Here is a 25,247-nt window from a genome sequence, read left to right on the forward strand (position 1 = left end):
GGCTGGTCGACGGCAGTGGCCTCCGGCCCACCCCACGCCCCGCCCTGCGGTGCGCCCTGCGGTACGCCCTGCGGAGGCTGAGACGGATGCGGCTGCGGCGGCTGGTGGGGCTGCTGGGGATTCTGAGGCCAAGACATGCGGGCCACCCTAGACGCCCGACGGTTGCCGTCCGGTCGAGGCATCTCGACAAGACGGCAACATCTGGGACGCACCGATGACCAAACAGGGGGCCGGGGCGCAGCCCCGGGAAACGGCGAAAGGGCGGGACCGGGGCAATGCACCCCGCCGCAACGGCGACCGGCCCCGACGGCCCGGGCACCGGCACCTGCCCACGCCCAGGCCCAGGCCCACGCCCAGGCCCGATCCCAACCGCCCGACGCTAGTCGTCCAGCACCGGCAGCAGCTCAGGCAGGTGCCCGTCCGAAGCCATCGCGGCAGCCACCCGCTCCGCCGGCACCTCCCCGTACAGCGTCGTCCGCGGCCGCGCCGCCCGCCCCGCCGACTCCGCGATGGCGACCAGGTCGCGGACCGAGCGGTACGAGCCGTACGAGGAGCCCGCCATGCGGGAGATGGTCTCCTCCATCAGCGTCCCGCCCAGATCGTTCGCCCCGGAGCGGAGCATCTCCGCCGCCCCCTCGGCGCCGAGCTTCACCCAGCTGGTCTGGATGTTGGTGATGTGGGGGTGGAGCAGCAGCCGGGCCATGGCCGTGACCGCCCGGTTGTCCCGCATGGTCGGGCCGGGGCGGGAGATGCCCGCCAGGTACACGGGGGCGTTGGTGTGGATGAACGGCAGCGTGACGAACTCCGTGAAGCCGCCCGTCTCCTGCTGGATCTCGACGAGCCGGCGGAAGTGCCCGAGCCAGTGCCGCGGCTGGTCCACGTGCCCGTACATCATCGTGGACGAGGACCGGATCCCCACCTCGTGGGCGGTGCGCACGACGTCGATCCATGTGGCGGCGGGCAGCTTGCCCTTGGTGAGGACCCAGCGGACCTCGTCGTCGAGGATCTCCGCGGCGGTGCCGGGGATGGTGTCGAGCCCGGCCTCCTTCGCCGCGGTCAGCCACTCCCGTACGGACATGCCGGTACGGGTCGCGCCGTTGACGACCTCCATCGGCGAGAAGGCGTGCACGTGCATGCCCGGCACGCGCTCCTTGACCGCCCGCGCGATGTCGAAGTAGGCCGTGCCCGGCAGGTCGGGGTGGATGCCGCCCTGCATGCAGACCTCGACGGCGCCGACGTCCCACGCCTGGGCGGCACGGTCGGCGACCTGGTCCAGGGAGAGGGTGTACGCGTCGGCGTCGGTGCGCCGCTGGGCGAAGGCGCAGAAGCGGCAGCCGGTGTAGCAGACGTTGGTGAAGTTGATGTTCCGCGTGACGATGTACGTGACGTCGTCGCCGGCCACGTCCCGGCGCAGGTCGTCGGCGATGCGGCACAGCGCGTCGAGCGCGGGCCCGTCGGCGTGCAGCAGGGCCAGGGCCTGGGGGTCGGTCAGCCGGGTGGGGTCGTCGGCGGCCTGCCGCAGCGCTTCGCGCACGTCGGCGTCGATCCGTTCGGGCGCCATGCCGGGCGCGGCGGCCTCCCGCAGCGCCTCCCAGTCCCCGTACACCTCGTCGAAGTCGTCGCGCCGGTCGGTGGTGCGGCCTTCGGTGTCGATCGCGCGGTGGAGTTCGGTGCGGCCGGAGGGGACGAAGACGTCTTCGGGCTCCTGCCAGGGCAAGCCCGTGACGTCGGCGTGCTCGTTCGCCAGCCCGGTCTCCGGGTCGGCCAGGGCGCGGACGTGGGGCAGCACGCGCGGGTCCAGCCAGGGCTCGCCGCGCCGCACGAACTCGGGGTAGACGGCGAGTCGTTCCTGCAGGCGGAAGCCGGCGTCGGCGGAGCGCTCGGCGAGCTCGTCGATCTGCGGCCAGGGGCGCTCGGGGTTGACGTGGTCCGGGGTGACCGGGGAGACACCGCCCCAGTCGTCGATGCCGGCGCCGATGAGCCGCTCGTACTCGCCCGCCACGAGGTTGGGCGGCGCCTGGAGGCAGGCGGAGGGGCCCATGATGTGCCGGGCCACGGCGATGGTGGCGACCAGGTCGTCCAGTTCGGCGTCGGGCATTCCGCGCATCGCCGTGTCCGGCTTGGCGCGGAAGTTCTGCATGATCAGTTCCTGGATGCCGTGGTACGCACGGGAGACACGGCGCAGCGCGAACAGCGACTCGGCGCGCTCCTCGGGCGTCTCGCCGATCCCGATCAGCAGGCCGCTGGTGAACGGCACGGAGCTGCGCCCGGCGTCCTCCAGAACGCGCAGCCGGACGGCGGGTTCCTTGTCCGGGGAGCCGTGGTGCGGGCCGCCCGGCTCGCTCCACAGCCGCTCGGCCGTGGTCTCCAGCATCATGCCCATCGAGGCGGAGACCGGCTTCAGCCGCTGGAAGTCCGTCCAGGTCATGGCGCCCGGGTTGAGGTGCGGGAGCAGGCCGGTCTCCTCCAGGATGCGGATGGAGATGGCACGGACGTAGGCGATGGTGTCGTCGTACCCCGCCGCCTCCAGCCACTCGCGGGCCTCGGGCCAGCGGTCCTCGGGGCGGTCGCCCAGGGTGATGAGGGCTTCCTTGCAGCCGAGTTCGGCGCCGCGGCGGGCGATGGCCAGGACCTCGTCGGGGGACATGAACATCCCGTGTCCCGCGCGGCGCAGCTTGCCGGGGACGGTGGCGAAGGTGCAGTAGTGGCACTTGTCCCGGCAGAGGCGGGTGAGGGGGATGAAGACGCTCTTCGAGTACGTGATGACGCCGGGGCGCCCGGCGGCCTCCAGCCCCGCGTCCCGCACCCGGGCGGCGGACGCGCACAGGTCCTCCAGGTCCGCGCCGCGGGCCCGGAGGAGCACGGCGGCCTCGGCGACGTCCAGGGCCACACCGTCCCGGGCGCGCTTGAGGGCGCGCCGCATGGCGTTGGCGGTCGGTGCGGATCCCTGCGGGGGCGGCGGGGTCGAAGTCATTGTCCGAGCATACGAGCGCGGTGCGGGCCGCCCGGGGGAGGTTCGCCAGCCATTCGTGTGCCTCTCGTCACCCCAGGTGAAGGGCCGTTCCGGTGCTCCGGCGCGCCCGCCGGCCGGCCCTCCTCACAGGAGTGCTGCGCACCCCCTCACAGGAGTCCGGCGCACCCCTCACACGAATTCGGCGCACCCCCTCACAGGAATTCGGCGTGCGCGTCCAGTGCCCGCAGGATCTCGGCCTCCCCCGCCGACGGCAACCCCACCACGACCTCGGTGAGCCCCAGATCGGCGAAGTACGCGAGCTTCCCGGCCGACGGGTGCACCGCGTACGGGACGACCTGCGGCTCGCCCGGCCGCCCGGCCTCCTGCCAGGCCCTGCGCAGCTGAGGGATCGTCTCCTTGAGCCCGCTGCCGCCGACGGGCAGCCAGCCGTCCGCGTACTCCGCGACGTGCGCAAACAGCTTCGGCCCGGCCGCTCCCCCGATCAGGGTGCGCGGCCCCACCAGCGGCGGCACGTCCGGGCCGCGCCGGCGCGGCGTCCGCAGCGGCTTGGGATGCGCGAAGCTGGCGCTGACGGCCCCGAATTCGCCGCGGTAGCCGGTCGGTTCCTCGGCCCACAGCGCCCGCATCAGGGCCATCCGGTCGCGCACCAGATCGCGCCGGCTCTTCCACTCGACGCCGTGGTCGGCCGCCTCCTCCACGTTCCAGCCGAACCCGATGCCCAGCGTCAGCCGGCCGCCGCTGAGGAAGTCGAGCGTCGCGACCTGCTTGGCAAGCACGATCGGATCCTGCTGGGCCACCAGCAGGACGCCCGTGCCGAGCTCGATCCGCTCGGTGACCGCCGCGGCCTGGGCGAGCACCGCCAGCGGGTCCAGGGCCCGGCCGTACTCGTGCGGCAGCGGATCGCCCATGGGCGCCGGCGTCTCCCGGCTGACCGGGATGTGCGTGTGCTGCGGCACGTACAGCCCGTCGAAGCCCCGCTGCTCCAGCTCGCTCGCGAGCCGAACCGGGCTGATCGTCTCGTCGGTGAGGAAGACCGTGGTTGCGATCCGCACGGGGCGGCACCTCCTTGCGTCCTGCGTGACCCAGCGCGTCCTGCGGGGAATGGGCCTCACCGTAAGCCCAAACGGGCCCCGCGGGCCCCCGGCGGGGCGGTGCCGCCATACGAATGTCGCAATCGTGGGCCTTCCTGTACCCCTGCGCGCCACCGCGGCGTACAACAGTGCCCCCGAAGAGCCCCTTCCACGGGAGGACAGCGATGAAGCGGATAGAGCGACCGGATCGGCGCACGGTGCTCGCGGCTGTCACAGGCGCGAGCGCGGTGCTTACCCTCGATACCGTGACGTTCGCGAGCACAGGGGACGGCCCCGAGGGCGGCGGCCGGACCGTGACCCGCAAGGTCTCCGGACGGCTCCCGGCCGGAGCGCCCGACTACGTCTACCTGCCCGTGGACGTGCCGCCCGGCGTGCGCGAGATCGCCGTCTCGTACGCGTACGACAGACCGTCCGTGCCCGCCGGCACCCAGGGCAACGCGTGCGACATCGGCATCTTCGACGAGCGCGGCACGGAGCCGGGCGGCGCGGGCTTCCGCGGCTGGTCCGGGGGCGCCCGGACCGAGTTCGCGATCGCCGCCGAACGGGCCACGCTTGGCTACCTGGCCGGCCCCGTGCGGCCCGGCACCTGGCACGTCGTCCTCGGCCCGTACACGGTCGCGCCGCAGGGCCTGGCGTACGAGGTGACGGTGACGCTGCGGTACGGGGAGTCGGGTGCGACGCCGCACCCCGTGTACCCGCCGCAGCGGGCCCGGGGCCGCGGCCGCGCCTGGTACCGGGGCGACAACCACCTGCACAGCGTCCACTCCGACGGCAAGCGCACCCCCGCCGAGATCGCCGCCGCGGCGCGGGCGGCCGGGCTGGACTGGATCACGACGACGGAACACAACACGACGTCGTCGCACGGGGCGTGGGAGGGTCTGTGGGGCGACGACCTCCTCATCCTGACCGGAGAAGAGGTCACCACCCGCAACGGCCACATGGTCGCCCTCGGCACGGACCCCGGCGTCTTCATCGACTGGCGCTACCGCGCCCGCGACGCCGCCTTCGGCCGCTTCGCCCGCACCATCCACCGCGCGGGCGGCCTGGTCGTCCCCGCCCACCCGTACGGAACCTGCGTCGGCTGCAACTGGAAGTTCGGCTACGAGGACGCGGACGCGGTGGAGGTGTGGAACGGCCCGTACACGCCGGACGACGAGATGGCGGTCGCGGCGTGGGACGCGATGCTGGTCGCATCGGTGCGCGACGGCGGCCGCTGGCTCCCGGCCATGGGCAACAGCGACGCCCACCGCGAACCGCAGGTCGTCGGCCTGCCCCAGACGGTGGTCCGGGCCGACGACCTGTCCCGCGAGGCCCTGCTGGCCGGGCTCCGCGCGGGCCGGAGCTGGATCGCGGAGTCGTCGGCGGTGAACCTGTCCTTCGAGGCGACGGGCGGCCGAGGCCGGCACGCGGGCATCGGCGACCGCCTCCCGGTCGACCGCAACACACCGGTGACCATCCGCCTAGACGTCTCGGGGATCCCGGACGGCTGCACGGCCACGTTCGTGACGGACCAGGGCCGGCTGTACGAGACGCCCCTGCCGGCCTCGGGCAAGGGCCGGGTCGAGTGGCGCACGACGCCTTCGTACGCGGCGTACGTGAGAGCCGAGGTACGGAGGGCGGCACCGGGCGGCTCGGGGCTGCCGGGGCCGATGGTGGCGATGACGAATCCGGTGTTCCTGGGAACGCAGGGCTAGATCGAACGCAAGTCGCACAAGAAAGCCCCGCTCAACCTTTCGTGGCAGTACCCGAGTTAGGCCCATTCGTGGGCATAGAGTCACTCCCGGCGCTCCGAGAGCGCCCCCCTTCAAGAGGTCCCGACATCGGGATGTCGCCCCAGGGTGTCCCGGTCCGGGCTCCCTCCGGCGCGGCCACCGGACTCTGGCCGCAGCCCGATGAAGGGGGGCGCCAGTGGCGCGCCACCGCAAGAAGCCTCTGCACGAGCGGATCGCCGCTGTGGTTCGCGAGCTGTGGAGGTGGTGCACCAAAAGGTGACCACTGGACGGTGGCCGGCAGTCCTCACAACAGCTGAGGGCTGACGGCCCCGACCATCACTTGCGGTTGGCCCTCGCCACAGGCATCCGGAACCCGTGGCGGGGGCGTCACCGTAGGAGTCCTACGCTATCCAGGGATCGCGCCGCGTGCGAGCTCTTCCGCCGAACGGGGACGGCAAGTTCCCGGAAACAACGGTGAAGCGGGCGTTGGCCTGAGGGCCCGTTCACCCCATGGGGCGGTTTACGGGTAACGCTCATGGTCCGGTGCAAGCCTTCTCCCCACTGAATGCGCGCAGGGAGAGGGGACCGTCTTGCCTGATCGTCTGCCCAGAGTTCTGACCCTCGTCGCCTTCCTGGTGGGCGTGGGGGTGATCACCGGCGCCGCCATGGTGCCGACGGCGCCGTTCGACACCATGGCGACGTCCATCAGGATCGCCAAGAGCGCCGACCGGACGTCGGCGCACCCCGGTGACACGGTCACCTACACCGTGACGGTGACCAACACCGGCACGACCGCGATCGACGGCGCGGCGATCTCCGACGACCTGTCGGACGTGGTGGACGACGCGAGGCTCACCACCTCCTCGGCCGACAGCGGCTCGGCGTCGTTCTCGTCCTCCACCCTGCGGTGGCGGGGCGACCTGCCCTCCGGCGCCAAGGCGACGATCAGCTACTCGGTGCGGCCGGCCGGCCCCCCGCCGGGCGACGGCCGCCTCACCGGCCGGATCACCTCCACGACGGAGGGCAACAACTGCCCACCGGGCAGCCCCGACCCGGCCTGCGCGTCCAGCCTGCCGGTCTCATAGGCGCGTACACGTACAGCCCGGCATGTACGTGAGCGCGGACGGGCCGCTGGTATGAGGAACGGGGACGGGCGGGGCGGGCGGTAACGCCCGCACAGACCGACGACGCCACCACGCGCGCAAGGAGCGCCGGGCCCGCTTCACCGCAGCCCCTGCTGGAGCCGGAGGAGGTCCTTGGCCACCAGGCCGAGGCTCCTGGCGTACGTGATCGCTGACGTGTAGCCGTCACCGGGCCCGAGCCCGAGCCGGTGGCGGGCCTCGCGCACCGTGGCGAGGACCTCCTCACCCGCGTCCGCCCCGGCCTCCAGCGCGGAGGCAGCCTCGGCGATGTAGACGCGGAGCCGGTCACTGATGGCGCTCACACGACTGGGCGCGGGGAGCCAGCGGTCCATGGCGATGGCATCGCGGATCACCTTCTCGATACCGGCTCCCTCGGTCGACGGGAGTGCGTAGGTGAGGCCTCCGCCGGTGTGGCCGGTGTAGGGGCATAGGGGCATGACGGCTCCTTCGGGGGCGATTCGAGAAGGGCTCCGCGCTCATCGCTGCGGCTGCTGAACTACGGTCCCGCAGCGGCTTCTCCGCCTGCAACCTCCTACAACTCTCCAGCTGGAATTGGCATATGCCTAACACCGGACATGGCTTGCACGGCATAGGGCAGGGGGTGGAAGACTGCCAACAGCCGGGCACCGAAGGGGATCAGGAGCCCGTTGCGAACCAACAGCGACGCGCCGTCCGGGTACAGGGGCGCGCCACCGGGTACAGCACCGGGAGGGCTCACATTGGCAGCACGACGCGGTCCGACGTTCCGTCGGAGGGAGCTGGGCAAGGAGCTCCGCCGCCTCCGCGAGAGGAAGGGGTACAGCGCAAGGGATGCGGCCGAGGCCATCGAGAGCTCGGACACCAAGATCCACAGGGTCGAGTCCGGACACAATCAGCTCCCACGCGTCCGCGATCTGGAAGACCTACTCGATCTGTACGGCGTCAACGACCGCGGCGACCGTGAACACCTACTGACACTTCACCGTGACTCGCTCAGTGCCGACTGGTACAGGCCGTATCAGAACTTCATGCCTTCAGGGGCCCTGCTGTACGTGGGACTGGAGTCCGATGCCGTCACCATGCGCGCGTGGCATGCACAGCTGGTCTTCGGACTCCTGCAGACCGAGAACTACGCCCGGGCGCTCTTCATGACATCAAAACTGGTTGACGAGAGAACAACCGAGTTCGTCGAGAAGAATGTCGCGCTCCGCATGAAGCGCAAGGAGATCGTGTACGGCGACGATGCGCTTGAACTGCGCGTGATCCTCGACGAGGCCGCACTCCGGCGCGTGATTGGTGGCGCGGACATCATGCTTGAGCAGTACGAGGAGATCGAGCGAGTAGCCGCACTCGATCACGTGACGGTTCAGATCCTCCCGCAAAGCCTCGCCACGTACCGGTCCGGAGCAAACTTCGTACTCCTCGACTTCGACGCAAAGCTCGATCCCGTGGTCATGGAGGAAGGCCCTCAAGGCATGACGGTATCCGACAAGCCGCGCGAGGTCTGCGCCTATACCCGGAGGTTCGACGCGATGCGTGAGGGCGCCTTGGCGCCAGTGAAGACACCCGAGTTCCTCCACAGACTGGCGAAAGAAATCGATGACGAGTAACAGCTACCTCAAGGCCCTCGACATTGCCCGCGAATCATCCTGGTTCAAGAGCTCGCACAGCAACGACGCCACCGGCGCTGCCTGCATATCGGTCGCGGCACTGGCCAACAGCGTCGCCGTGCGTGACTCCAAACAACACAATGGCCCTGCCTTCATATCCCCGGCCGCGGCCTGGACCGCGTTCATCCACGAGGTGCGGTCCGGGCGCTGGCCGGCTTAGAGCGAAGGCGGGCCGAACCGCGGCGCTCAGCGCCACCCCGCTGCCGGGCGCGTGCGCGCGGCGAGGTACTGCTCGAACGGGACCTTGCCGACCGCCCGGTCCGGGGCGAGGTTGCCGCCTGCGCGGAGGGCCCGGGCGATCCTGCCCGGGAGCCGCAGCGGCACGACACGCCGCCGCAGACCCATCGCGCGGAGCGTGGCGGCCGCGAGGTCGCGGGCGTCCCGCACCTCGGGGCCCGCCATGTCGGGCACGCGGCCTGCCGGGGCGCCCCGGACGAGCTCCACCAACCGGTCGGCGACCTCCGTCACTTCGACGGGCTGGGCACGCGTGCCGCTCAGCGTCAGCACCACCGGCAGCCGGCGCTGCACCGTGGTCATGGTCGCCACGAGGTCGTGGAACTGCGTGGTGCGCAGGACGGTCCACGGCAGCCCCGACGCCTGGATGGTGCGCTCCGCCTCCCGCTTCGACCGGTAGTACGGCAGCGGCACCACGTCGATGCCGACGATGGAGATGTAGACGAGGTGCGGGCTTCCGGCCCGCCGCGCGGCCTCGACCAGCCGCCGGGTCGCCACCACGTCGTTGCGGGCGTTGGTCGCACAGTGCACCACTGTCCGCACGCCCGCCAGCGCGGCGTCGAGCCCCGTGCCCTTGGCGAGGTCAGCGACCGCCCACTCGTACGCCGCGTCGTCGCCCGCTCGCCGTGCCCGACGGCTCATCACCCGCACGGGCACCCCGTCGGCAAGCAGCCGCGCAACGACGGCCCGGCCGAGAGTGCCGGTACCGCCGGTCACCAGGACCGGCTCGTCCACGCCGGGCTTGTCCATGCTGGGCTTGTCCACGCTGGGCCTGTCCATTGCTCGCCTACTTTCACGCTCGGTGCTGCTGTCACCGATAAGGACACGCTGGGGCGCCCGAATGTGACATCCGCTGTTCGGGGCGGGGGCTCGGGGCCGGGGGCCGGGGGGTTGAGATCCGTGGGTTGGGTGCGGGTCAGAACAGGCTGGCAGTAGGGGAGGGGTGGGTGGCTCGGGTCCGGTGGCTTGGCTGTGCGGCCGGTGGGGGGCGGGCCGCCGTACTCGCGCCGTCACGGTGCGGGCGCGTGAGGAGACCTTGCGCTTCGGTCGTGGCTGGCGGGGAGCTGGCTGCTGCCGCGGTGTGGCGGGGCCCGTCGTGGGCGCTTCGCTCGGCTCGCCGCCGTGGTGGTTGCTCGTCCGGCTGCGGGATGCATGTGGGGGCGGCTATCAACCGGCGTGGGGCGTAGGGCGGCGGATAAGTGACCCGGGAGGGCGGCCGGGTGCCTCAGCAGTCCCGGTAGGCGCCGCGTGTCACAGGAACCGGCACTCAGGGATGGTCAACCGCCCGCCGCGGCGGATAAGTGGCCCGAGTTGCAGGCTGCAGGCCACCCACAGCCCCACCAGGCCGCCTCTGCCACAGAAGTCCCCACTCAGGGACGGTCAACCGCCTGCCGCGGCGGATAAGCGGGCCGAGTCGGAGACTGCAGACCACCTCCAGCCCCACTGGGCCTCTGCCGTCACAGAAGTCCCCACCCAGGGACGGCCAACCACCCGCCGCGGCGGATAAGCGGTCCGAGTCACCAGCCGCAAGCCACCTCCAGTCCCACCAGGCCGCCTCCGTCACAGGAACCAGCACCCAGGGGCAGTTGCCCGCCCAGCCACGACGGTGGCGAGCCGAGCGAAGCGCCCACGACGGCAGAAACCACATCGCGGCAGCAGCCAGCTCCCCCTCAGCCACAGACGGACGGACGGTCTCCTCACGCACCCGCATCCGCGACGGCGCGAGTACGGCAGCCAACACCCCACCGGCCGCACCGACGCTCCGAACTCAAGCCCCCTACCCTCCCCCCACTGCCAGCCTGCCGTGACCCCGGCCCGCCCGCGCGGGACAGCCGGCCGCCGGACCGGGCCCCCGCGGGTCGTAGCCAGGGGCACGCCCGCTCACCCCGCCGACCGCACCCCCACCTCAACCCTCACCCCAACCCTCACCTCACCCCATCAACACGCTCACATCGATCCCCGCCAACCGCTCCGGGTCCGTGAGGATGTCCAAGGCGGTGACCCGGCCGCCCCGGATCGTGAAGGCCATGACCGACATCGGCCGGCCGCCGGCCGCGACGGCGACCACGCCGGGCGTGCCGTTGATCAGGGCCGGGAGGGCCGCCTCGGCGAAGCGGGCGAACGTGATCGCCTGGGAGGCGACTTCGGTCGCGCCGCGGCGCAGGGCGCTCGGGAGCAGCGTGCCGCCGTCCGAGCGGGCCACGATGTCCGGGTCGAGGACGGCGACGAGGGCGTCGAAGTCGCCGCCGCGCGCGGCGGCGAGGAAGGCGTCGACGACGCGGCGCCGGGCGGCCAGGTCGGTGTCGGGCGCCGGGGCCTGGCCCTGGACGCGGCGGCGGGCGCGGCTGGCGAGCTGCCGAGTCGTGGCGGGGGTGCGGTCGATGACGCCGGCGATGTCGTCGAAGGGCACGTGGAACATGTCGTGCAGGACGAAGGCGAGCCGTTCCGCGGGGGCGAGGGTCTGCAGGACGACCATGAGGGCGATGCCGACCGAGTCGGCCAGGAGGATCTCCTGTTCCGGGTCGATGCGGTCCGCTCCGCTGATGACCGGATCGGGGAGGCGGACGACCTGCCCGTCCTGGTCGTGGAGCGGCTCCTCGTGCCGCGTGGCGCGCGAGCGCAGCATGTCCAGGCACACCCGCCCGGTGACGGTGGTCAGCCAGCCGCCCAGGTTTCCGACCTCGCTGACATCGGAGCGGCTCAGCTTGAACCACGTCTCCTGCACCGCGTCCTCGGCCTCGGCGAGCGAGCCGAGCATCCGGTAGGCCACCGCCCTCAGGTGCGGCCGGAACTCCTCGAACCGCTCCGCAAGAAAATCTTTTTCGCTCACCTGTCACATCCCCCTGTTCCGATCCGTCAGTGAAGTGACGGACGACAACCGCGCCCGCGGCCCGGGGAGGACGCCCCGGCCACCATGACACAACAGAGGATTTGATCATGACCGCTCGGATGAAGAACCCTGCGAAGGTCCTGCCCGACACCATGACGGGCATCCAGCATCTCTTCAAGGCCATCCACAAGGGCGGCGTGCCGCAGGAGATCCTGGAGCTGGTCCACCTGCGGGTCAGCCAGATCAACGGCTGCAGCGCCTGCGTGTACAGCGGCGTGGCCGGCGCGAAGAAGGCGGGGGTCGGCGACGACCGGCTGCACGCGGTCGCGGCCTGGCACGACGCCCCGTTCTTCTCCGACGCCGAGCGCGCCGCGCTGGCCCTGGCCGAGGTCTCCACGCGGCTGGCCGACCACACCGGCAAGGCGGTCCCGGACGACATCTGGGACGCCGCCGCCGACCATTTCACCGAGGAGCAGCTCGCCGCGATCATCCTCATGGTCGCCACGACCAACTTCTTCAACCGTCTCAACACCACCGTCGAGGAGCCGGCCGGCACGACCTGGTAGGCCCTCCGACGGCAGACCCACCGGCGGCAGACCCACCGAAGGCACGCCCGCCCGCCGAAGGCACGCCCGCCGACGGCACACCCACCGTTCCGCGCTACTCCTGCACCGCCTCGACGTCGACCGTGACGTCGATCATGTCGCCGACGACCACACCGCCCCGGTCGACCACGTCGTTCCAGCTCACCCCGAAGTCCTGGCGGTTGATCCTGGTGGTGGCGGTGAAGCCGGCCCTGCGCCTGGGGCCGGCGTCGCGTCCGTCCTCCCACCAGGGGGTGTCCCACTGCCCCAGGTAGGTGACGTCGAACGTCACGGGGCGGGTCACACCCCGGATGGTGAGTTCTCCGGAGACCTCGAATTCGGTCGCGCTCGCCTGGTGAACGCGCGTCCCGGTGAAGGTCCATTCCGGGTGGTTCTCGCAGTCGAAGAAGTCCGCGCTGCGGAGGTGGGCGTCGCGCTGTTCCTGGCCCGTGTACACCCCGGTCGCGTCGATCACCGCTTCCACGCGGGCGTTCCCGGGGTCGTCGGGGTCGACTTCCAGCGAACCGCGTACGTTCTTCAACTGCCCGCGCACGTAGGTGACCATCATGTGCCTGGCGCGGAATTCGGCGCCGGTGTGGCCGGGCTCGAAGAACCATCTGGTGCTGCCCATGGCACCTCCCGGGAAGAGCCCCCGCCGAAGAGTCCCACCCCCGGACGGCCCCCTCCGCCCCCTTCCGCCAGGATAGGGCGCCATGGAATTCTCCGCGCCCGCGTGCGTCCTGGGCAGCTCCGGCCTCTGCGCCCCCCACACCGACCGGGGCCACGACCCCGGCGCCTTCGTCGAGATCGGCTCCCTGACGAAGGTGCTGACCGGCACGCTGCTGATGCAGCTCACGGCCCGGGGCGTGGTCTCCCTGGACGATCCCGTGGAGCGGTGGCTGAGGACGCCCGCGGGTACGGGCATCACGTTGCGGCACTTGCAGGAGCACACCTCGGGGCTGCCCCGCCTGCCCCCTGCGCTGCCCGGCACGACCCGCTCGGACCCGTACCGCCCCTTCACCGACCAGGCGCTGCGCGAACTCCTCGCGGCCGGTCTGGGTCCCCTCGCCACCGCTCCTCCCGGGGAGAGGGAGGAGTACTCCAATCTCGGTTACGCCGTGCTCGGCGCCGCATTGTCCGCGGCGGCGGGCGCCCCGTACGCCGACCTGCTGGCCGCGCACGTGCTGGATCCGCTCGGCGTGCGCAGCGACGTGACACCCCTGCCGCCGCCCGGCCGGAGCCTGGTTCCGGCCGGCCTCTTCGGCCGCCGGCTGCGGCCGTGGACGATGACCGGCGCGATACTCCCCGCGGGCGGCATGTGGGCGACCCCGCGGGCGGCGGCCCGCATCCTCACCGGCCTGGTGGTGGAGCGCGTGCTGGGCGAGCCGGCCCCGGCGTGGCAGCGGGCGGGTGAACTCGTCTGGCACAACGGTGCCACCCGCAACTCCTCGGTCTTCGCCGGTGCCTTCCCGGACGGCCGCTGGATCCTCGTCCACCGCCTCGGCGGCGCCGCGGAGACGACGGATCGCATGGCCGTCGATCACCTGCGGGGCGCGAGGTGCGGCGGCCGCGGCTGAGCCTCCGGACCGCACGGTTTCGGGGACTCGGCGGACGGGAGGAGGTCCGGGGCCGCTGCTCCTCCGCTACTCCTCCCCTACTCCTCCACCACCAGCGCCGGCGTCGACCGCGTCAGCACGTCGCCGCGGAAGAACGCCGGGCTGCGCCGCCGCATCAGCTCCATGAGGACCGCGCCGGCCAGCAGCAGCCCCACCCCGATCACGAAGACCGAGCCCACGCCCAGGACGGAGCTCCCGCTGCCGTACGACGGGTCCCGCATGTCGTACAGCGTCTTGCAGAAGACGGCGGCGAGGAGCAGGCCGCCCAGGACCGGGAAGACGCCCTTGAAGAGCGCGTCGCGCGCCGAGCGGCCCAGGTCCCCGCGGAAGTACCAGGCGCAGGCGAACGCCGTGATCGAGTAGTAGAAGCAGATCATCAGGCCCAGCGCGTAGATCGTGTCGATGAGGACGTTCTCGCTGAGGAAGCTCATGGCGGCGTAGAAGACGCCGGTGGCGATGCCCGCCGCGACCGTCGCGCGGCCCGGTGACCTGAAGCGCGGGTGGATGCGGGCGAAGGACGGGGGCAGGGCCTCATAGGCGCTCATGGCCAGGACCGTGCGGGCGACGGGCAGGAACGTCGTCTGGAGGCTGGCGGCCGCGGAGGCCAGGACCGCGACGAACAGCAGCACGCCCAGCGCCGAGCCCATGACGGGGTCGGCGAGCGCGGCAAAGACGTTGCCGGCGGTGTCGGGGTTGCCGAGGCCGGTGCCCTCCTCGCCGACGCCCGCGAACATCTGGGCGGCGACGGCGGTGACCAGGTACGAGCCGACGAGGACGGCCATGGCGAGGAGCGCGGCGCGGCCGGGGGTCTTCGCGCTGCCCTCCGTCTCCTCGTTGACGGTCAGGCACGCGTCCCAGCCCCAGAACATGAAGATCGAGAGGGAGAGCCCTGCGGTGAAGGCCGCGAAGGACCGGACGGCGAACGGGTCGAGCCAGGTCCAGGAGAAGTCGATGGAGGCGGGCAGGTCGCCCGAGCGGGCCTTGACCAGGGCCGTCACCGCGAAGGCGGCCAGGACGGCGAGTTGCAGCGCGACCAGGGCGTACTGCACGCCCTTCGTCGCGGTCATGCCGCGGTAGCTGATCGCCGTCGCCACGGCGATGAAGGCGAGGCAGGTCGCGACGTGTACGGGGCGGTTGCCGTCGAGGGCGGCCACCGCGTCGCTGCCGGTGATCTCGCCGAGCAGGAGGTAGAAGAACGACGTGGCCACGCCCGCCAGGTTCGACAGCACGATGATCGTGGCGATCACCAGGCCCCAGCCGCACATCCAGCCGACGCGCGGCCCGAACGCCTGCACCGTCCACGTGAAGGACGTGCCGCAGTCGGGCACGGCCTTGTTCAGCTCGCGGTAGGCGAAGGCGACCAGCAGCATCGGCAGGAACCCGGCCAGGAAGACGGCGGGCATCTGCACGCCGACCTGGCCGACGGTCGGGCCGAGGGTGGAGGTCAGGCAGTAGACGGGGGCGACGGTGGAGATCCCGATGACGGCGCTGCCGAGCAGGCCTACGGAGTTGCCGCCGAGGCCCTTGCTCCTGCCCTTGCCGGGCCGGCCTGCGCGCGTGTCCGGCCCGTCGCCGGTGACGCTCGTTACCGTGTCTCCGGCCCCGGGCCGCGGGTGTACCTGAACCATGGGCAGGACGGTAGGGCCTGCTGTTTCCGCATCCGGAGCCTCGGCATCCAGAAACCGGACCTTGAACATCCGTCGTTTACGCACCAGTTGACCTGGCAAACGAAGGGCCGGTGCGAGTTACGCCCGGTAACGCTAAGGCCGCGCGGGCCATTCCCCTTGGTGCGGGAACCGCACCCCCACCCCTTTTGTCCCGTTTCAAAAATTTCCCGTTCAGGATTTCCCCGTCCCCACCGTCTCCGTGTCCCGCCCCGACCGCAGCACCGTCCCCGGCAGCTCCCCCGTCACCACGTCGTGCCGCACCGTCTCCACCCCGTTGACCCGTACGCTCACCACGCCCACCGCCCTCGAGTCCAGCCGCGGCCCGTCGCCCGGCAGGTCGTGGACGAGCGCGGCGGGCCCGGCGTCGATGCGGCCGGGGTCGAAGAGGACCAGGTCGGCCGCGTACCCCTCGGCGATCCGGCCGCGCCCGCGCAGGCCGAACAGGCGCGCCGGCTCGTCCGTCAGCATCTGTACGGCCCGCTCGACCGGCACCAGCTTGCGGCCGCGCAGGCAGTCGCCGAGGAATCGCGTCGTGTACGGCGCTCCGCACATCCGGTCCAGGTGCGCGCCCGCGTCCGAGCCGCCCAGCAGCACGTCCGGGTGCTCCCAGGTGTCCCGGCGCAGCTCCCAGCTGGCGGGGTCGTCGTCGGAGGGCATCGGCCACAGGACCGTGCGCAGCTCGTCGGCCGCGCAGATCTCCACCAGGCACGCGAACGGGTCGAGGCCGCGCTCGGCGGCGATGTCGCGCACGACGCGCCCGGTCAGGCCGTCGTTCTCCTTCGCGTACGTATCGCCGATCACGTACCGCCCGAAGTCGGCGAGCCTGCGGAAGACGCCCGCCTCGGGGCTGCGGGCGCGGCGCAGCATGTCGGTCTGGACGGCCGTGTCGCGCAGGGCCGTGATGCGGTGGGGCACGGGCAGGGCCAGGATCTCGCCCCAGCCGGGGATGAGGTTGAGCGCGCAGAAGGTGCCCAGGGACATGTTCATGGGCGTGAGGATCGGCATGGTGAGCGCCACGATCCGGCCGCCGGCGGCGCGGGCCCGTGCGCTCGCGCCGAGCTGGCGGGGCACCCGGTCGGGGACGGCGGCGTCGATGGTGAGGACGTTCCAGTTGAGGGGGCGGCCGGCGGCGGCCGTCAGCTCCGTCAGCAGGTCGATCTCGGCGTCCTCGAACCGGTCGAGGCAGCCGGAGACGATGGCCTCGATCTGGGTGCCCTCGTGCCGGCCGACCGCGGCCGCGAGGGCGAGCAGCTCGGCGGGCTGCGCGTGCCGGGAGGCGACGGGCCGGCCGTCGCCGTCGGAGTGGGTGGACGACTGCGTGGTGGACAGGCCCCAGGCGCCCGCGTCCATCGCCTCGTGCAGCAGGGCGGTCATGCGCCGCAGCTGCGCGGCGTCGGGCTGCCCGCCGCCCACGGCGCCTGGGCCCATGACGTACCGGCGCAGGGCGCAGTGCCCGGCCATGAAGCCGGCGTTGACGGCGATCCGCCCGTCCAGGGCGTCCAGGTACTCCCCGAAGGACGACCAGTCCCAGGGTGCCCCCTGCTCCAGGGCGCTCAGCGACATGCCCTCGACCTTGCTCATCATGCGCCGCGTGTAGTCGGCGTCGGCGGGCCGCGCGGGGTTCAGGGGCGCGAGGCTGAAGCCGCAGTTGCCGCCGACGACGGTGGTGACGCCGTGGCTGAGGGACGGCGTGGCGTACGGGTCCCAGAAGAGCTGGGCGTCGTAGTGGGTGTGCGGGTCGACGAAGCCGGGGGCGAGGACCAGACCGGTGGCGTCCTCTTCGGTACGGGCCCGCTCCCCCAGCCTGCCGCCCGCCTTCACCCGGGCCGGGGACCGTCCGATCAGGGCGATGCGCCCGTCCCGGATGCCGATGTCGGCGACGTAGGAGGGGGCTCCGGTGCCGTCGATGACGGTGGCGCGCTTGATCAGGTGGTCGAGCATGGCCGGTGTCACCTTCTCCAGAAGAAGTCCCGTAACACAGGTGCGCGGAAGGACCGGTGTGCGCGAAGGACCGGTGTGCGCGAAGGACCGGTGCGCGCGGAAGGACGGTGTGCGCGGAAGGACGGTGTGCGCGAACGGCCGGAGGCCGGGGCGGCGGATCCGGGAAGACGCCGCCCCGGTGCGCGAGGAAGGGCCCGGAAGGGGGCCCTCGGCGCCCCTCAGCCCGCCCGGCGCATCCGCGCCGTCCGGTGGACGGGATCCGTGTCGATCTTCGGGATGACGTGCTCACCGATCAGCCGGATCGTGCGCAGCGTGTCCTCGTACGGCACCCCGACCGGCAGCCCGAACGCCAGCTGGTCCGCGCCCGCCTGCTCCCACCGCTTGCACTGGCGGAACACCTCGTCCGGGTCGCCGCAGATCATCAGCTCCTCGGCGGTGAGGAGTTCGATGACTTCCTCGGTGTACTCCGGCAGCAGCTCGGGCCACCGCGGGATGCCCTCCGGGCGGGGGAAGGTGTCGTGGTAGCGGAAGAGCAGCGACTGCAGGTAGTGCAGCCCGCCCGAGGCCGCGATCTCCACGGCCTTCGCGTGCGTCTCGGCGCAGACGGCCGTGGAGGTGACCATGACGTTGTCGTTGACGTACGCGCCGACGGGCTCGGCGGCCGCGATCGCCGTCTTGTACGAGTCGACGACCCACTCCATGTCGGCGACCTTCTGCACGCTGAAGCCGAGGACGCCGAGGCCCTTGCGGGCGGCCATCGCGTACGACGAGGGCGACCCGGCCGCGTACCACATGGCGGGGTGCGCCGGCCCGTACGGCTTGGGCAGCACCTTGCGCGGCGGCAGCGACCAGTGCTTCCCCCGGAAGCCGGGGTACTCGTCCTCCAGCCACATCCGGGGGAACTCGGCGATCGTCTCCTCCCAGATCTCCTTCGTGAGGTTCATGTCGGTGATGCCCGGCAGGAACCCGAGGATCTCGTGGCTGCCCGCACCGCGCCCGGTGCCGAACTCGAAGCGGCCGCGGGTGAGGTGGTCGAGCATGGCGGCCTTCTCGGCGACCTTGGCCGGATGGTTGACCTGCGGCAGCGGGTTGAAGATGCCGGAGCCGAGGTGGATGCGGTCGGTCGCGTGGGCGAGGTAGCCGAGGAAGACGTCGTTGGCGGAGAGGTGCGAGTACTCGTCGAGGAAGTGGTGCTCGGAGGCCCAGGCGTATTTGAAGCCGGACTTGTCGGCCTGGATGACGTACTCGGTCTCCTCCATCAGTGCGTGGTGCTCGGCCTGCGGGTCACCCCGCCGCCGGCTCTCCGGAACGTAGCCCTGCACGAAGATCCCGAATTCCACGGAGGTTCACCGTCCGTCCGTCAGCTCGTTCACTCACTCAAGATTTTCTGACGACAAGTCAGATAAGGGAAGCCGGATGAGACTCTGGCACCGGCGCACGGGAGCGTCAAGACACCGGCAGCGGAACACCGGCCAGCCACCCGCCGTCCACGACGAAGTGCTGCCCGGTCACGTACGAGGAGTCGTCCGCCGTCAGGTAGAGGGCCAGCCTCGCCACCTCCTCCGGGCGTCCGATCCGGCCCATGGGCACCGCCTTCCGGTAGAACGCGGCCGCCGCGCCCGCCGCCCGGCCCGCATCGGCGGAGGGGGCGAGGACCGCCGGGTCGGTCATGGGGGTGTCGATCGCGCCCGGGCACACGGCGTTGACCCGGATGCCCCGGCCCGCCAGCTCCAGGGCGGCCACCCGGGTCATGGCGAGGACGGCCGCCTTCGAGGCCGCGTAGGAGGTGAGGAAGGGCATGCCGGCCAGCGCGGCGTACGAGGAGGTGTTGACGATGGTGCCGCCGCCCGCCGCCGCCAGTTCGGGCGCGACCGCGCGCATGCCGAGGAACGCGCCGAGCTGGTTGACTCGGCAGACCTCCGTGAACTCCTCCCGGGGCGTATCGGTCAGCTGGTTGCAGCGCAGGATTCCGGCGTTGTTGACGAGCCCGTCGAGTGCGCCGAACGCCTCCTTGGCAGTGGCCACGGCCGCCGCCCAGTCCGCCTCTTCGCCGACGTCCAGATGGACGTACGCGGCGGCGTCAGGCCCCAGCTCCTTGGCCACGGCGCTCCCCTGCTCGTCCAGGACGTCCGCGAGGACGACCTTCGCGCCCTCCTCGGCGAACAGCCGGGCCTCCTGCTCGCCTTGCCCGCGTGCCGCACCCGTGATGAGCACGACGCGGCCGTCGAGTTTGCCCATGGTGTGTTTTTACCTCCGTCGCATTCATCGCACCGCTGCAAGTCTTTGCGCCGCCACTCGGCCCGCGCCGCCACTCGGCCCGCGCCGTCACCCGGCCCGCGCCGCCACTCAGCAATCGGCCCGCAGTTACGCGACCCGGCTCCCGGCGGAGCGCTCAGTCGTGCAGCAGCGGTGCCACGCCGTCCGCGAACGCCTCCATCTGGTCCAGCAGTTCGCCGAGGTCGCGGCAGCGGAAGCGGACCTGGATCTGGTTCACGCCCATCGCCCCGTACACCCGCAGCGACTCCGCGATCGTGCCCGGGCGGCCGGTCAGCGTACGGGCGCCCGTGTCCCAGGCGGGCGTGCCGACGTAGAGCGCCTCGGAGATCGCCCCGACCGCGAAGGGGCCGCCGGGCCCGCCCGGACCGGCCTCTTCGCGCAGCCGCCGCAGGGTGGCGATGCGCTGCGGCAGCTGCTCGCGCCGGTCGCCCTGCGACAGCCAGCCGTCGCCCCGCAGCGCAGCCCGGCGCAGCGCCGCGGGCGAGGAGCCGCCCACCCAGATGGGCGGGCGCGGCGTACGGGCGGGCCGGGGCGCCTGACCGAGGCCGCGGAAGACGAAGCGGCGGCCGCTGAACTGCGGGAACTCCGAAGGCCCCAGGGCCGCTTTGAGGGCGTCGACCGTCTCGTCGAGGATCTCTCCGCGCCGCCCGAAGTCCACGCCGAGCGCCTGGAACTCCTCGCGCACGTGCCCGGCGCCGACCCCGAGGACCAGCCGGCCCCCGGCCAGCCGGTCGACGGTGGCGTACTGCTTGGCGAGCGCGAGCGGGTGCCGGAGCGCGGCCACGGCGACGTGGCTCAGCAGCAGGGTGCGCTCGGTGACGGCGGCGAGGTGGGCGAGGGTGGCCACCGGGTCGTACCAGACGGTGCCCATGGCGGCGGCCAGGCGCACGGGGACGGCGACGTGGTCGCAGGTCGCGAGGTAGGCGAAGCCGAGCCGGTCGGCGGCCGCGGCGACCTTCCGCAGGTCGGCGGGGCCCGCCTCGACCTCCCACGGCTCGGCGTAGAGGGTGCTGAGGGAGGTGATGGGCAGCTGCATGCCGTACGAGAGCCGGCCTTCGGGCAGCACCTGCAGGCCGGAGGGCGGCGCCTCCGGGCCGGCGGCCGCGGCCCCGCCCGCAGCGGCCCCGCCCTCCGCGGCCCGCTCCTCACCCGGCCGCATGCGCCCACAGCCCTTCCTCCGTGAGCCCCAGCAGCTCGATCGCGTTGCCCCGCACGATCCGTTCCACGACGTCCGGCGCCAGGTGCCCCATCTGCTCCTCGGCGACCTCCTTGGAGCGGGGCCAAGTGGAGTCGGAATGCGGGTAGTCGGTCTCGTACAGGACATTGCCGGCGCCGATCGCGTCGAGGCTGCGCAGCCCGAAGGCGTCGTCGAAGAAGCAGCCGTGGACGTGCTCGGCGAAGAGCTCGGAGGGCGGCCGCAGGACCTTTCCGGCGACGCCGCCCCAGCCGCGGTTCTGCTCCCACACGGCGTCCGCGCGCTCCAGGGTGTACGGGATCCACCCGATCTGCCCCTCGGCGTACATGATGCGCAGGTCCGGGAAGCGGTCGAAGGCGCCGGACATCAGCCAGTCGGTCAGGGAGAAGCAGCAGTTGGCGAAGGTGATGACGGAGCCGACGGCGGGCGGCGCGTCCGCCGAGGTGGACGGCATGCGCGAGGAGGAGCCGATGTGCATGGCGATGACGGTGCGCGTCTCGGCGCAGGCGCGCAGGAAGGGGTCCCAGGCGTCGGTGTGGACGGAGGGGAGGCCGAGGTGCGGGGGGATCTCGGAGAAGCAGACGGCGCGCACGCCGCGCTCCGCGTTGCGGCGGACCTCGGCGGCGGCGAGTTCCGCGTCCCACAGGGGGACGATGCCGAGCGGGATCAGGCGGCCGTGCGCCTGGGGGCCGCACCACTCCTCCACCATCCAGTCGTTGTACGCGCGCACGCCCAGGAGGGCGAGTCCGCGGTCCGACGCCTCGGTGAAGGTCTGCCCGCAGAAGCGGGGGAACGTGGGGAAGCACAGCGCGGACTGGACATGATTGCGGTCCATATCGGCCAGGCGTTCCGGGACGCTGTAGGAGCCGGGCCGCATCTGCTCGTACGTGATTCCCTCCAGCCTGACCTCGTCCCTGGAGTATCCGACGGCGGTATCCAGCCGTGTGAGCGGACGGTGCAAATCCTCATAGATCCACCAGTCCGCCTCCGGGCCGGGGTCCCCCGGGGCGCCCATGACGGGAGCGAACCTCCCGCCGGCGAAGGTCAACTCCTTGACGGGCGCCCGGACGATCCGCGGCCCGACGTCGCGGAACTTCGCCGGTAGCCGGTCCGACCAGACGTGAGGAGGCTCGACCGTGTGATCGTCCACCGAGATGATCCTGGGGATGCTCTCCATGGCTGACACGTTAGCGACGATCTGACGATCCGTCAGTAAGGTGCGTGCGGGGCCGTGGGGCGGTCTCTGGCAGGCCTTGTGGAGAGGCCGGACCCCTGCTGACGCAGAGCCTCCTAACAAGGCAGACTGGCCGTGCGACCGAGCGGGACAAGCAGGGGGTCACCATGGCCGGCGACACAGGGCACGGGCAGCAGCTCCGATTCACCGTGCTCGGGCCCGTGCGGGCCCGCCGCGGCGGGGAACTGCTGAACACCGGCTCGCCCCAGCAGCGGGCGCTCCTCGCGGCCCTGCTGCTGCGCGGCGGCCGCACCGCGACCGCGCCCGAGCTGGTCGACGCCCTGTGGGGGGACGAGCCCCCGCACGCCGCCCTCGCCGCGCTGCGCACCTACGCCTCCCGGCTCCGCAAGGCGTTCGGGACCGACGCGGACGCCCTGGTCAGCGAGTCCGGGGGGTACGCGATCCGGATCGGCCTCGGCTGTCTCGACATCGACCGGGCCGAACACCTCGTCGCCGAGGCCGAGAAGACCCGCGCCTCCGGCGACCGCCACCGCGCCCGCGACCTGATCAACGAGGCCCTCGGCGTCTGGGACGGCGAACCGCTCGCGGGCCTTCCCGGGCCGTACGCGGAGACGCAGCGCACGCGCCTGGAGGAGTGGCGGCTGTCGCTCATCGAGACCCGGCTGGACCTGGACCTGGAGGTCGGCAGCCACGCGGAGGCCGTCTCCGAGCTGACCGCCCTGACCGCGGCCCACCCGCTGCGCGAGCGCCTGCGCGAGCTGCTGATGCTCGCGCTCTACCGCAGCGGCCGCCAGGCCGAGGCCCTCGCCGTCTACGCCGACACCCGCCGCCTCCTCGCCGACGAGCTGGGCGTCGACCCGTGCCCCGAGCTGTCCGAGCTCCAGCAGCGCATCCTCAACGCCGACGCCGACCTCGCCCTGCCCTTCGTCCCGGACGACCGGCCGTACGCCGGCCCGGCCTTCATCCGGCCCGCGCAGCTGCCCGCCACGGTCTCCGACTTCACGGGGCGCGCGGCCTTCGTGGACGAGCTCGGCGACCAGCTGGCGACGTGCTCCGGCGGGGTCATGGCCGTCTCCGCGGTGGCGGGCATCGGCGGCGTCGGCAAGACGACGCTCGCGGTGCACGTCGCGCATGCCGCGCGCCACCACTTCCCCGACGGGCAGCTCTACGTCGACCTGCAAGGCGCGGGCCCGCTGCCCGCCGAGCCGGAGGCAGTGCTCGGATCGTTCCTGCGCGCACTCGGAATCCCTGACTCCGCCATCCCCGAGGGCGTCCAGGAGCGGTCCGCGCTCTTCCGCTCCACCCTCGACGGCCGCCGCGTCCTGGCCCTGCTGGACAACGCCCGCGACGCCGCCCAGGTCCGCCCGCTGCTGCCCGGCACGGAAGGCTGCGCGGCGCTCGTCACCAGCCGGACGCGCATGGTGGGCCTGGCCGGGGCCCACCTGGTCGACCTGGACGTGATGAGCCCGGACGAGGCGCTGGTGCTGTTCACGCGGATCGTGGGCGCCGAGCGCGTGGAGGCCGAGCGGGACGCCGCGATGGACGTCGTGGCGGCGTGCGGCTTCCTGCCGCTGGCCATCCGCATCGCCGCCTCCCGCCTCGCCGCCCGCCGCACCTGGACCGTCTCCGTCCTGGCCCGCAAGCTCGGCGACGAGCGCCGCCGCCTGGACGAGCTGCGCGCCGGCGACCTCGCCGTGACCGCCACCTTCGAACTCGGCTACGGCCAGCTGGAGCCCGGACAGGCCCGCGCCTTCCGGCTGCTCGGGCTGGCCGACGGCCCGGACATCTCCCTGGCCGCCGCCGCAGCCGTCCTGGACCTCGGCCCCGACGCCACCGAGGAACTGCTGGAATCGCTGGTCGACACCTCCCTCCTGGAGTCCGCCGCACCCGGCCGGTACCGCTACCACGACCTCGTACGCCTCTACGCGCGTGCATGCGCCGAACGCGACGAACAGCCCCCGGCCGAGCGTGAGGCAGCCCTCTCGCGACTGCTGGACTTCTACCTCGCGACGGCGGCCGGGGTGTACGTCCTGGAGCGCCCCGGCGACCAGCTCCTCGCCCACCTGACGCCCACGGCCCACCCCGGGCTCGTCTTCACCGACCGGGGCGCGGCGAGCGACTGGCTCTTCGCCGAGGCCGGGTGCCTGCTGGCCTGCGTACGCCAGCACGCGACCGCCTCCGGCGACACCCTGCGCCGCGCCGTCGACCTGCTGCTGGCCGCCAAGGACCTCGCCGAGTCCGGCGCCGACTCCCGCCTCTACGAGCAGGCCGCCACCGCGCTGCTGGCCGCCACGCAGGCGGCCGGCGACACCCGGGCCGAGGGCCGCGCCCGGACCGTGCTCACGCACGTCCACAGCCTCGCCGGCCGCTTCAACCAGGCCGACGAGCAGGCCCTGCACGCCGTCCTCCTCGGCCGCGCCACGGAGGACCCCATCCCGTGCGGCTACGCCTCCAACAACCGCGGCATCATCGCCATCTACCAGCACCGCCACGAGGACGCCGAGGCGTACATCGGGCAGGCTCTGGAGTGCTTCCGGGCCGACGGCAACCGGCCCTGCGAGGCCAGCGCGCTCAGCAACCTGGCCCGCGTCCACCTCGACACCGGGCGCACCCGCTCGGCGGTCGGTCTCGCCGAGCAGGCGCTCGCCATCTACCGGGAGATCAACGTCAGCTGGCGGCTGGCGAACGGCCTGTACACGTACGGGCTGGTGCTCACCCACGCCCGCCGGTTCGAGGACGCGCTGCGGCAGCTGAACGAGGCCATGCCGATCTTCGTCGACAACCGGCAGCGGCTCTGGGAGGGCATGACCCACTACCGACTGGCGGAGGTCCATCTGGCGGCCGGACGGCCGACCGCCGCCGCCCACCACGCCGAGCAGGCGCTGAAGCTGCGCGGCATCGGCGGCGAGTGGCGCCGCGGCAACGTCCTGACCGTGCTGGGCCGCTCCCTCGACGCCCTGGGGCAGCCGGGCCGGGCGCGCGCCTGCTGGACGGAGGCGCTGGCGATCTACGAGCAGCTGGGATCGTCGGAGGCGGCCGACGTACGCGATCTGCTGTCGGTGGCTACGGCGGCTTAGGGGGCCGTACCGGCGCGGGGCTGCGGGACACGGCGACGACGGCGCGGGCCTGCAGCGCGGGGC

19 protein-coding genes are annotated in these 25,247 nt (G+C 72.5%); 7 read left to right on the forward strand and 12 right to left on the reverse strand.

Going from position 1 to position 25,247, the window contains the following annotated elements; genetic code table 11:
* Positions 1–379: 379 nt before the first annotated feature.
* Together V7793_RS13505 and V7793_RS13510 are read right to left on the reverse strand one after the other, a co-directional pair.
* The gene (locus V7793_RS13505) at positions 380–2,974 is read right to left on the reverse strand and encodes a bifunctional FO biosynthesis protein CofGH (protein ID WP_336006147.1); all 2,595 of its coding nucleotides are present in this window, start codon (positions 2,972–2,974) and stop codon (positions 380–382) included.
* A 191-nt stretch (positions 2,975–3,165) separates the two neighbouring features.
* Complete coding sequence (locus V7793_RS13510) at positions 3,166–4,026, reverse strand: TIGR03619 family F420-dependent LLM class oxidoreductase (protein ID WP_336006150.1); 861 nt, start codon at positions 4,024–4,026, stop codon at positions 3,166–3,168.
* 203 nt (positions 4,027–4,229) lie between these two features.
* On the opposite strand from V7793_RS13510, the gene V7793_RS13515 reads away from it, so the two are divergent.
* Both V7793_RS13515 and V7793_RS13520 read left to right on the forward strand, forming a co-directional pair.
* Positions 4,230–5,759, forward strand: a complete 1,530-nt coding sequence (locus V7793_RS13515) for a CehA/McbA family metallohydrolase (RefSeq protein ID WP_336006153.1) — start codon at positions 4,230–4,232, stop codon at positions 5,757–5,759.
* Between the two features lie 608 nt (positions 5,760–6,367).
* Positions 6,368–6,862, forward strand: coding sequence for a DUF7927 domain-containing protein (locus tag V7793_RS13520; protein WP_336006155.1), 495 nt, complete (start codon positions 6,368–6,370; stop codon positions 6,860–6,862).
* A gap of 137 nt (positions 6,863–6,999) precedes the next feature.
* Here the strand turns inward: V7793_RS13520 and V7793_RS13525 are convergent, their stop codons facing one another.
* Complete coding sequence (locus tag V7793_RS13525; protein WP_336006158.1) at positions 7,000–7,356, reverse strand: DUF6415 family natural product biosynthesis protein; 357 nt, start codon at positions 7,354–7,356, stop codon at positions 7,000–7,002.
* A gap of 210 nt (positions 7,357–7,566) precedes the next feature.
* On the opposite strand from V7793_RS13525, the gene V7793_RS13530 reads away from it, so the two are divergent.
* Both V7793_RS13530 and V7793_RS13535 read left to right on the forward strand, forming a co-directional pair.
* Positions 7,567–8,508, forward strand: a complete 942-nt coding sequence (locus tag V7793_RS13530; RefSeq protein ID WP_336006160.1) for a helix-turn-helix domain-containing protein — start codon at positions 7,567–7,569, stop codon at positions 8,506–8,508.
* Entirely contained in the window at positions 8,498–8,728 is a 231-nt protein-coding gene (locus V7793_RS13535; protein ID WP_336006164.1) for a DUF397 domain-containing protein, read from the forward strand. Before V7793_RS13530 ends, V7793_RS13535 begins: the two co-directional genes overlap by 11 nt.
* A 26-nt stretch (positions 8,729–8,754) precedes the next feature.
* Here V7793_RS13535 and V7793_RS13540 read toward each other — a convergent pair whose 3' ends face one another.
* Both V7793_RS13540 and V7793_RS13545 read right to left on the reverse strand, forming a co-directional pair.
* Positions 8,755–9,582 carry an SDR family oxidoreductase gene (locus V7793_RS13540; protein ID WP_336006167.1) on the reverse strand — a complete coding sequence of 276 codons (828 nt, stop codon included), beginning with the start codon at positions 9,580–9,582 and terminating at the stop codon, positions 8,755–8,757.
* 1,150 nt (positions 9,583–10,732) lie between these two features.
* Positions 10,733–11,632 carry a sigma-70 family RNA polymerase sigma factor gene (locus V7793_RS13545; protein WP_336006170.1) on the reverse strand — a complete coding sequence of 300 codons (900 nt, stop codon included), beginning with the start codon at positions 11,630–11,632 and terminating at the stop codon, positions 10,733–10,735.
* 107 nt (positions 11,633–11,739) lie between these two features.
* On the opposite strand from V7793_RS13545, the gene V7793_RS13550 reads away from it, so the two are divergent.
* Positions 11,740–12,198 (forward strand): carboxymuconolactone decarboxylase family protein, encoded by a 459-nt coding sequence (locus V7793_RS13550; protein ID WP_336006173.1) that lies wholly within the window; start codon positions 11,740–11,742, stop codon positions 12,196–12,198.
* A gap of 94 nt (positions 12,199–12,292) precedes the next feature.
* On the opposite strand, the gene V7793_RS13555 is transcribed toward V7793_RS13550, so the two are convergent.
* Positions 12,293–12,847 (reverse strand): YceI family protein, encoded by a 555-nt coding sequence (locus tag V7793_RS13555; protein ID WP_336006176.1) that lies wholly within the window; start codon positions 12,845–12,847, stop codon positions 12,293–12,295.
* Positions 12,848–12,929: 82 nt separating this feature from the next.
* Here V7793_RS13555 and V7793_RS13560 point away from each other — a divergent pair, with 82 nt between their 5' ends.
* Positions 12,930–13,793, forward strand: coding sequence for a serine hydrolase domain-containing protein (locus V7793_RS13560; RefSeq protein ID WP_336006179.1), 864 nt, complete (start codon positions 12,930–12,932; stop codon positions 13,791–13,793).
* Positions 13,794–13,870: 77 nt separating this feature from the next.
* On the opposite strand, the gene V7793_RS13565 is transcribed toward V7793_RS13560, so the two are convergent.
* From V7793_RS13565 to V7793_RS13590, 6 genes are all read right to left on the reverse strand, one after another.
* Entirely contained in the window at positions 13,871–15,460 is a 1,590-nt protein-coding gene (locus V7793_RS13565; protein ID WP_336006181.1) for an APC family permease, read from the reverse strand.
* A gap of 210 nt (positions 15,461–15,670) precedes the next feature.
* On the reverse strand, positions 15,671–17,440 hold the full coding sequence (locus tag V7793_RS13570; RefSeq protein WP_336006184.1) for an N-acyl-D-amino-acid deacylase family protein: 1,770 nt from the start codon (positions 17,438–17,440) through the stop codon (positions 15,671–15,673).
* Positions 17,441–17,658: 218 nt separating this feature from the next.
* Positions 17,659–18,780 carry an LLM class flavin-dependent oxidoreductase gene (locus V7793_RS13575; RefSeq protein WP_336006187.1) on the reverse strand — a complete coding sequence of 374 codons (1,122 nt, stop codon included), beginning with the start codon at positions 18,778–18,780 and terminating at the stop codon, positions 17,659–17,661.
* 106 nt (positions 18,781–18,886) lie between these two features.
* On the reverse strand, positions 18,887–19,678 hold the full coding sequence (locus tag V7793_RS13580; protein WP_336006189.1) for an SDR family NAD(P)-dependent oxidoreductase: 792 nt from the start codon (positions 19,676–19,678) through the stop codon (positions 18,887–18,889).
* A 154-nt stretch (positions 19,679–19,832) separates the two neighbouring features.
* A complete protein-coding gene (locus V7793_RS13585; protein ID WP_336006197.1) occupies positions 19,833–20,753 on the reverse strand; it encodes a TIGR03619 family F420-dependent LLM class oxidoreductase in 921 nt (306 codons plus the stop codon).
* A 109-nt stretch (positions 20,754–20,862) separates the two neighbouring features.
* Positions 20,863–22,089 (reverse strand): amidohydrolase family protein, encoded by a 1,227-nt coding sequence (locus tag V7793_RS13590; RefSeq protein ID WP_336006192.1) that lies wholly within the window; start codon positions 22,087–22,089, stop codon positions 20,863–20,865.
* 164 nt (positions 22,090–22,253) lie between these two features.
* Between V7793_RS13590 and V7793_RS13595 the strand changes: the two genes are divergently transcribed.
* The gene (locus V7793_RS13595) at positions 22,254–25,184 is read left to right on the forward strand and encodes an AfsR/SARP family transcriptional regulator (RefSeq protein WP_336006194.1); all 2,931 of its coding nucleotides are present in this window, start codon (positions 22,254–22,256) and stop codon (positions 25,182–25,184) included.
* Positions 25,185–25,247: the final 63 nt, after the last annotated feature.

This window comes from Streptomyces sp. KLMMK (assembly GCF_036961605.1).
Classification (GTDB): domain Bacteria; phylum Actinomycetota; class Actinomycetes; order Streptomycetales; family Streptomycetaceae; genus Streptomyces; species Streptomyces telluris.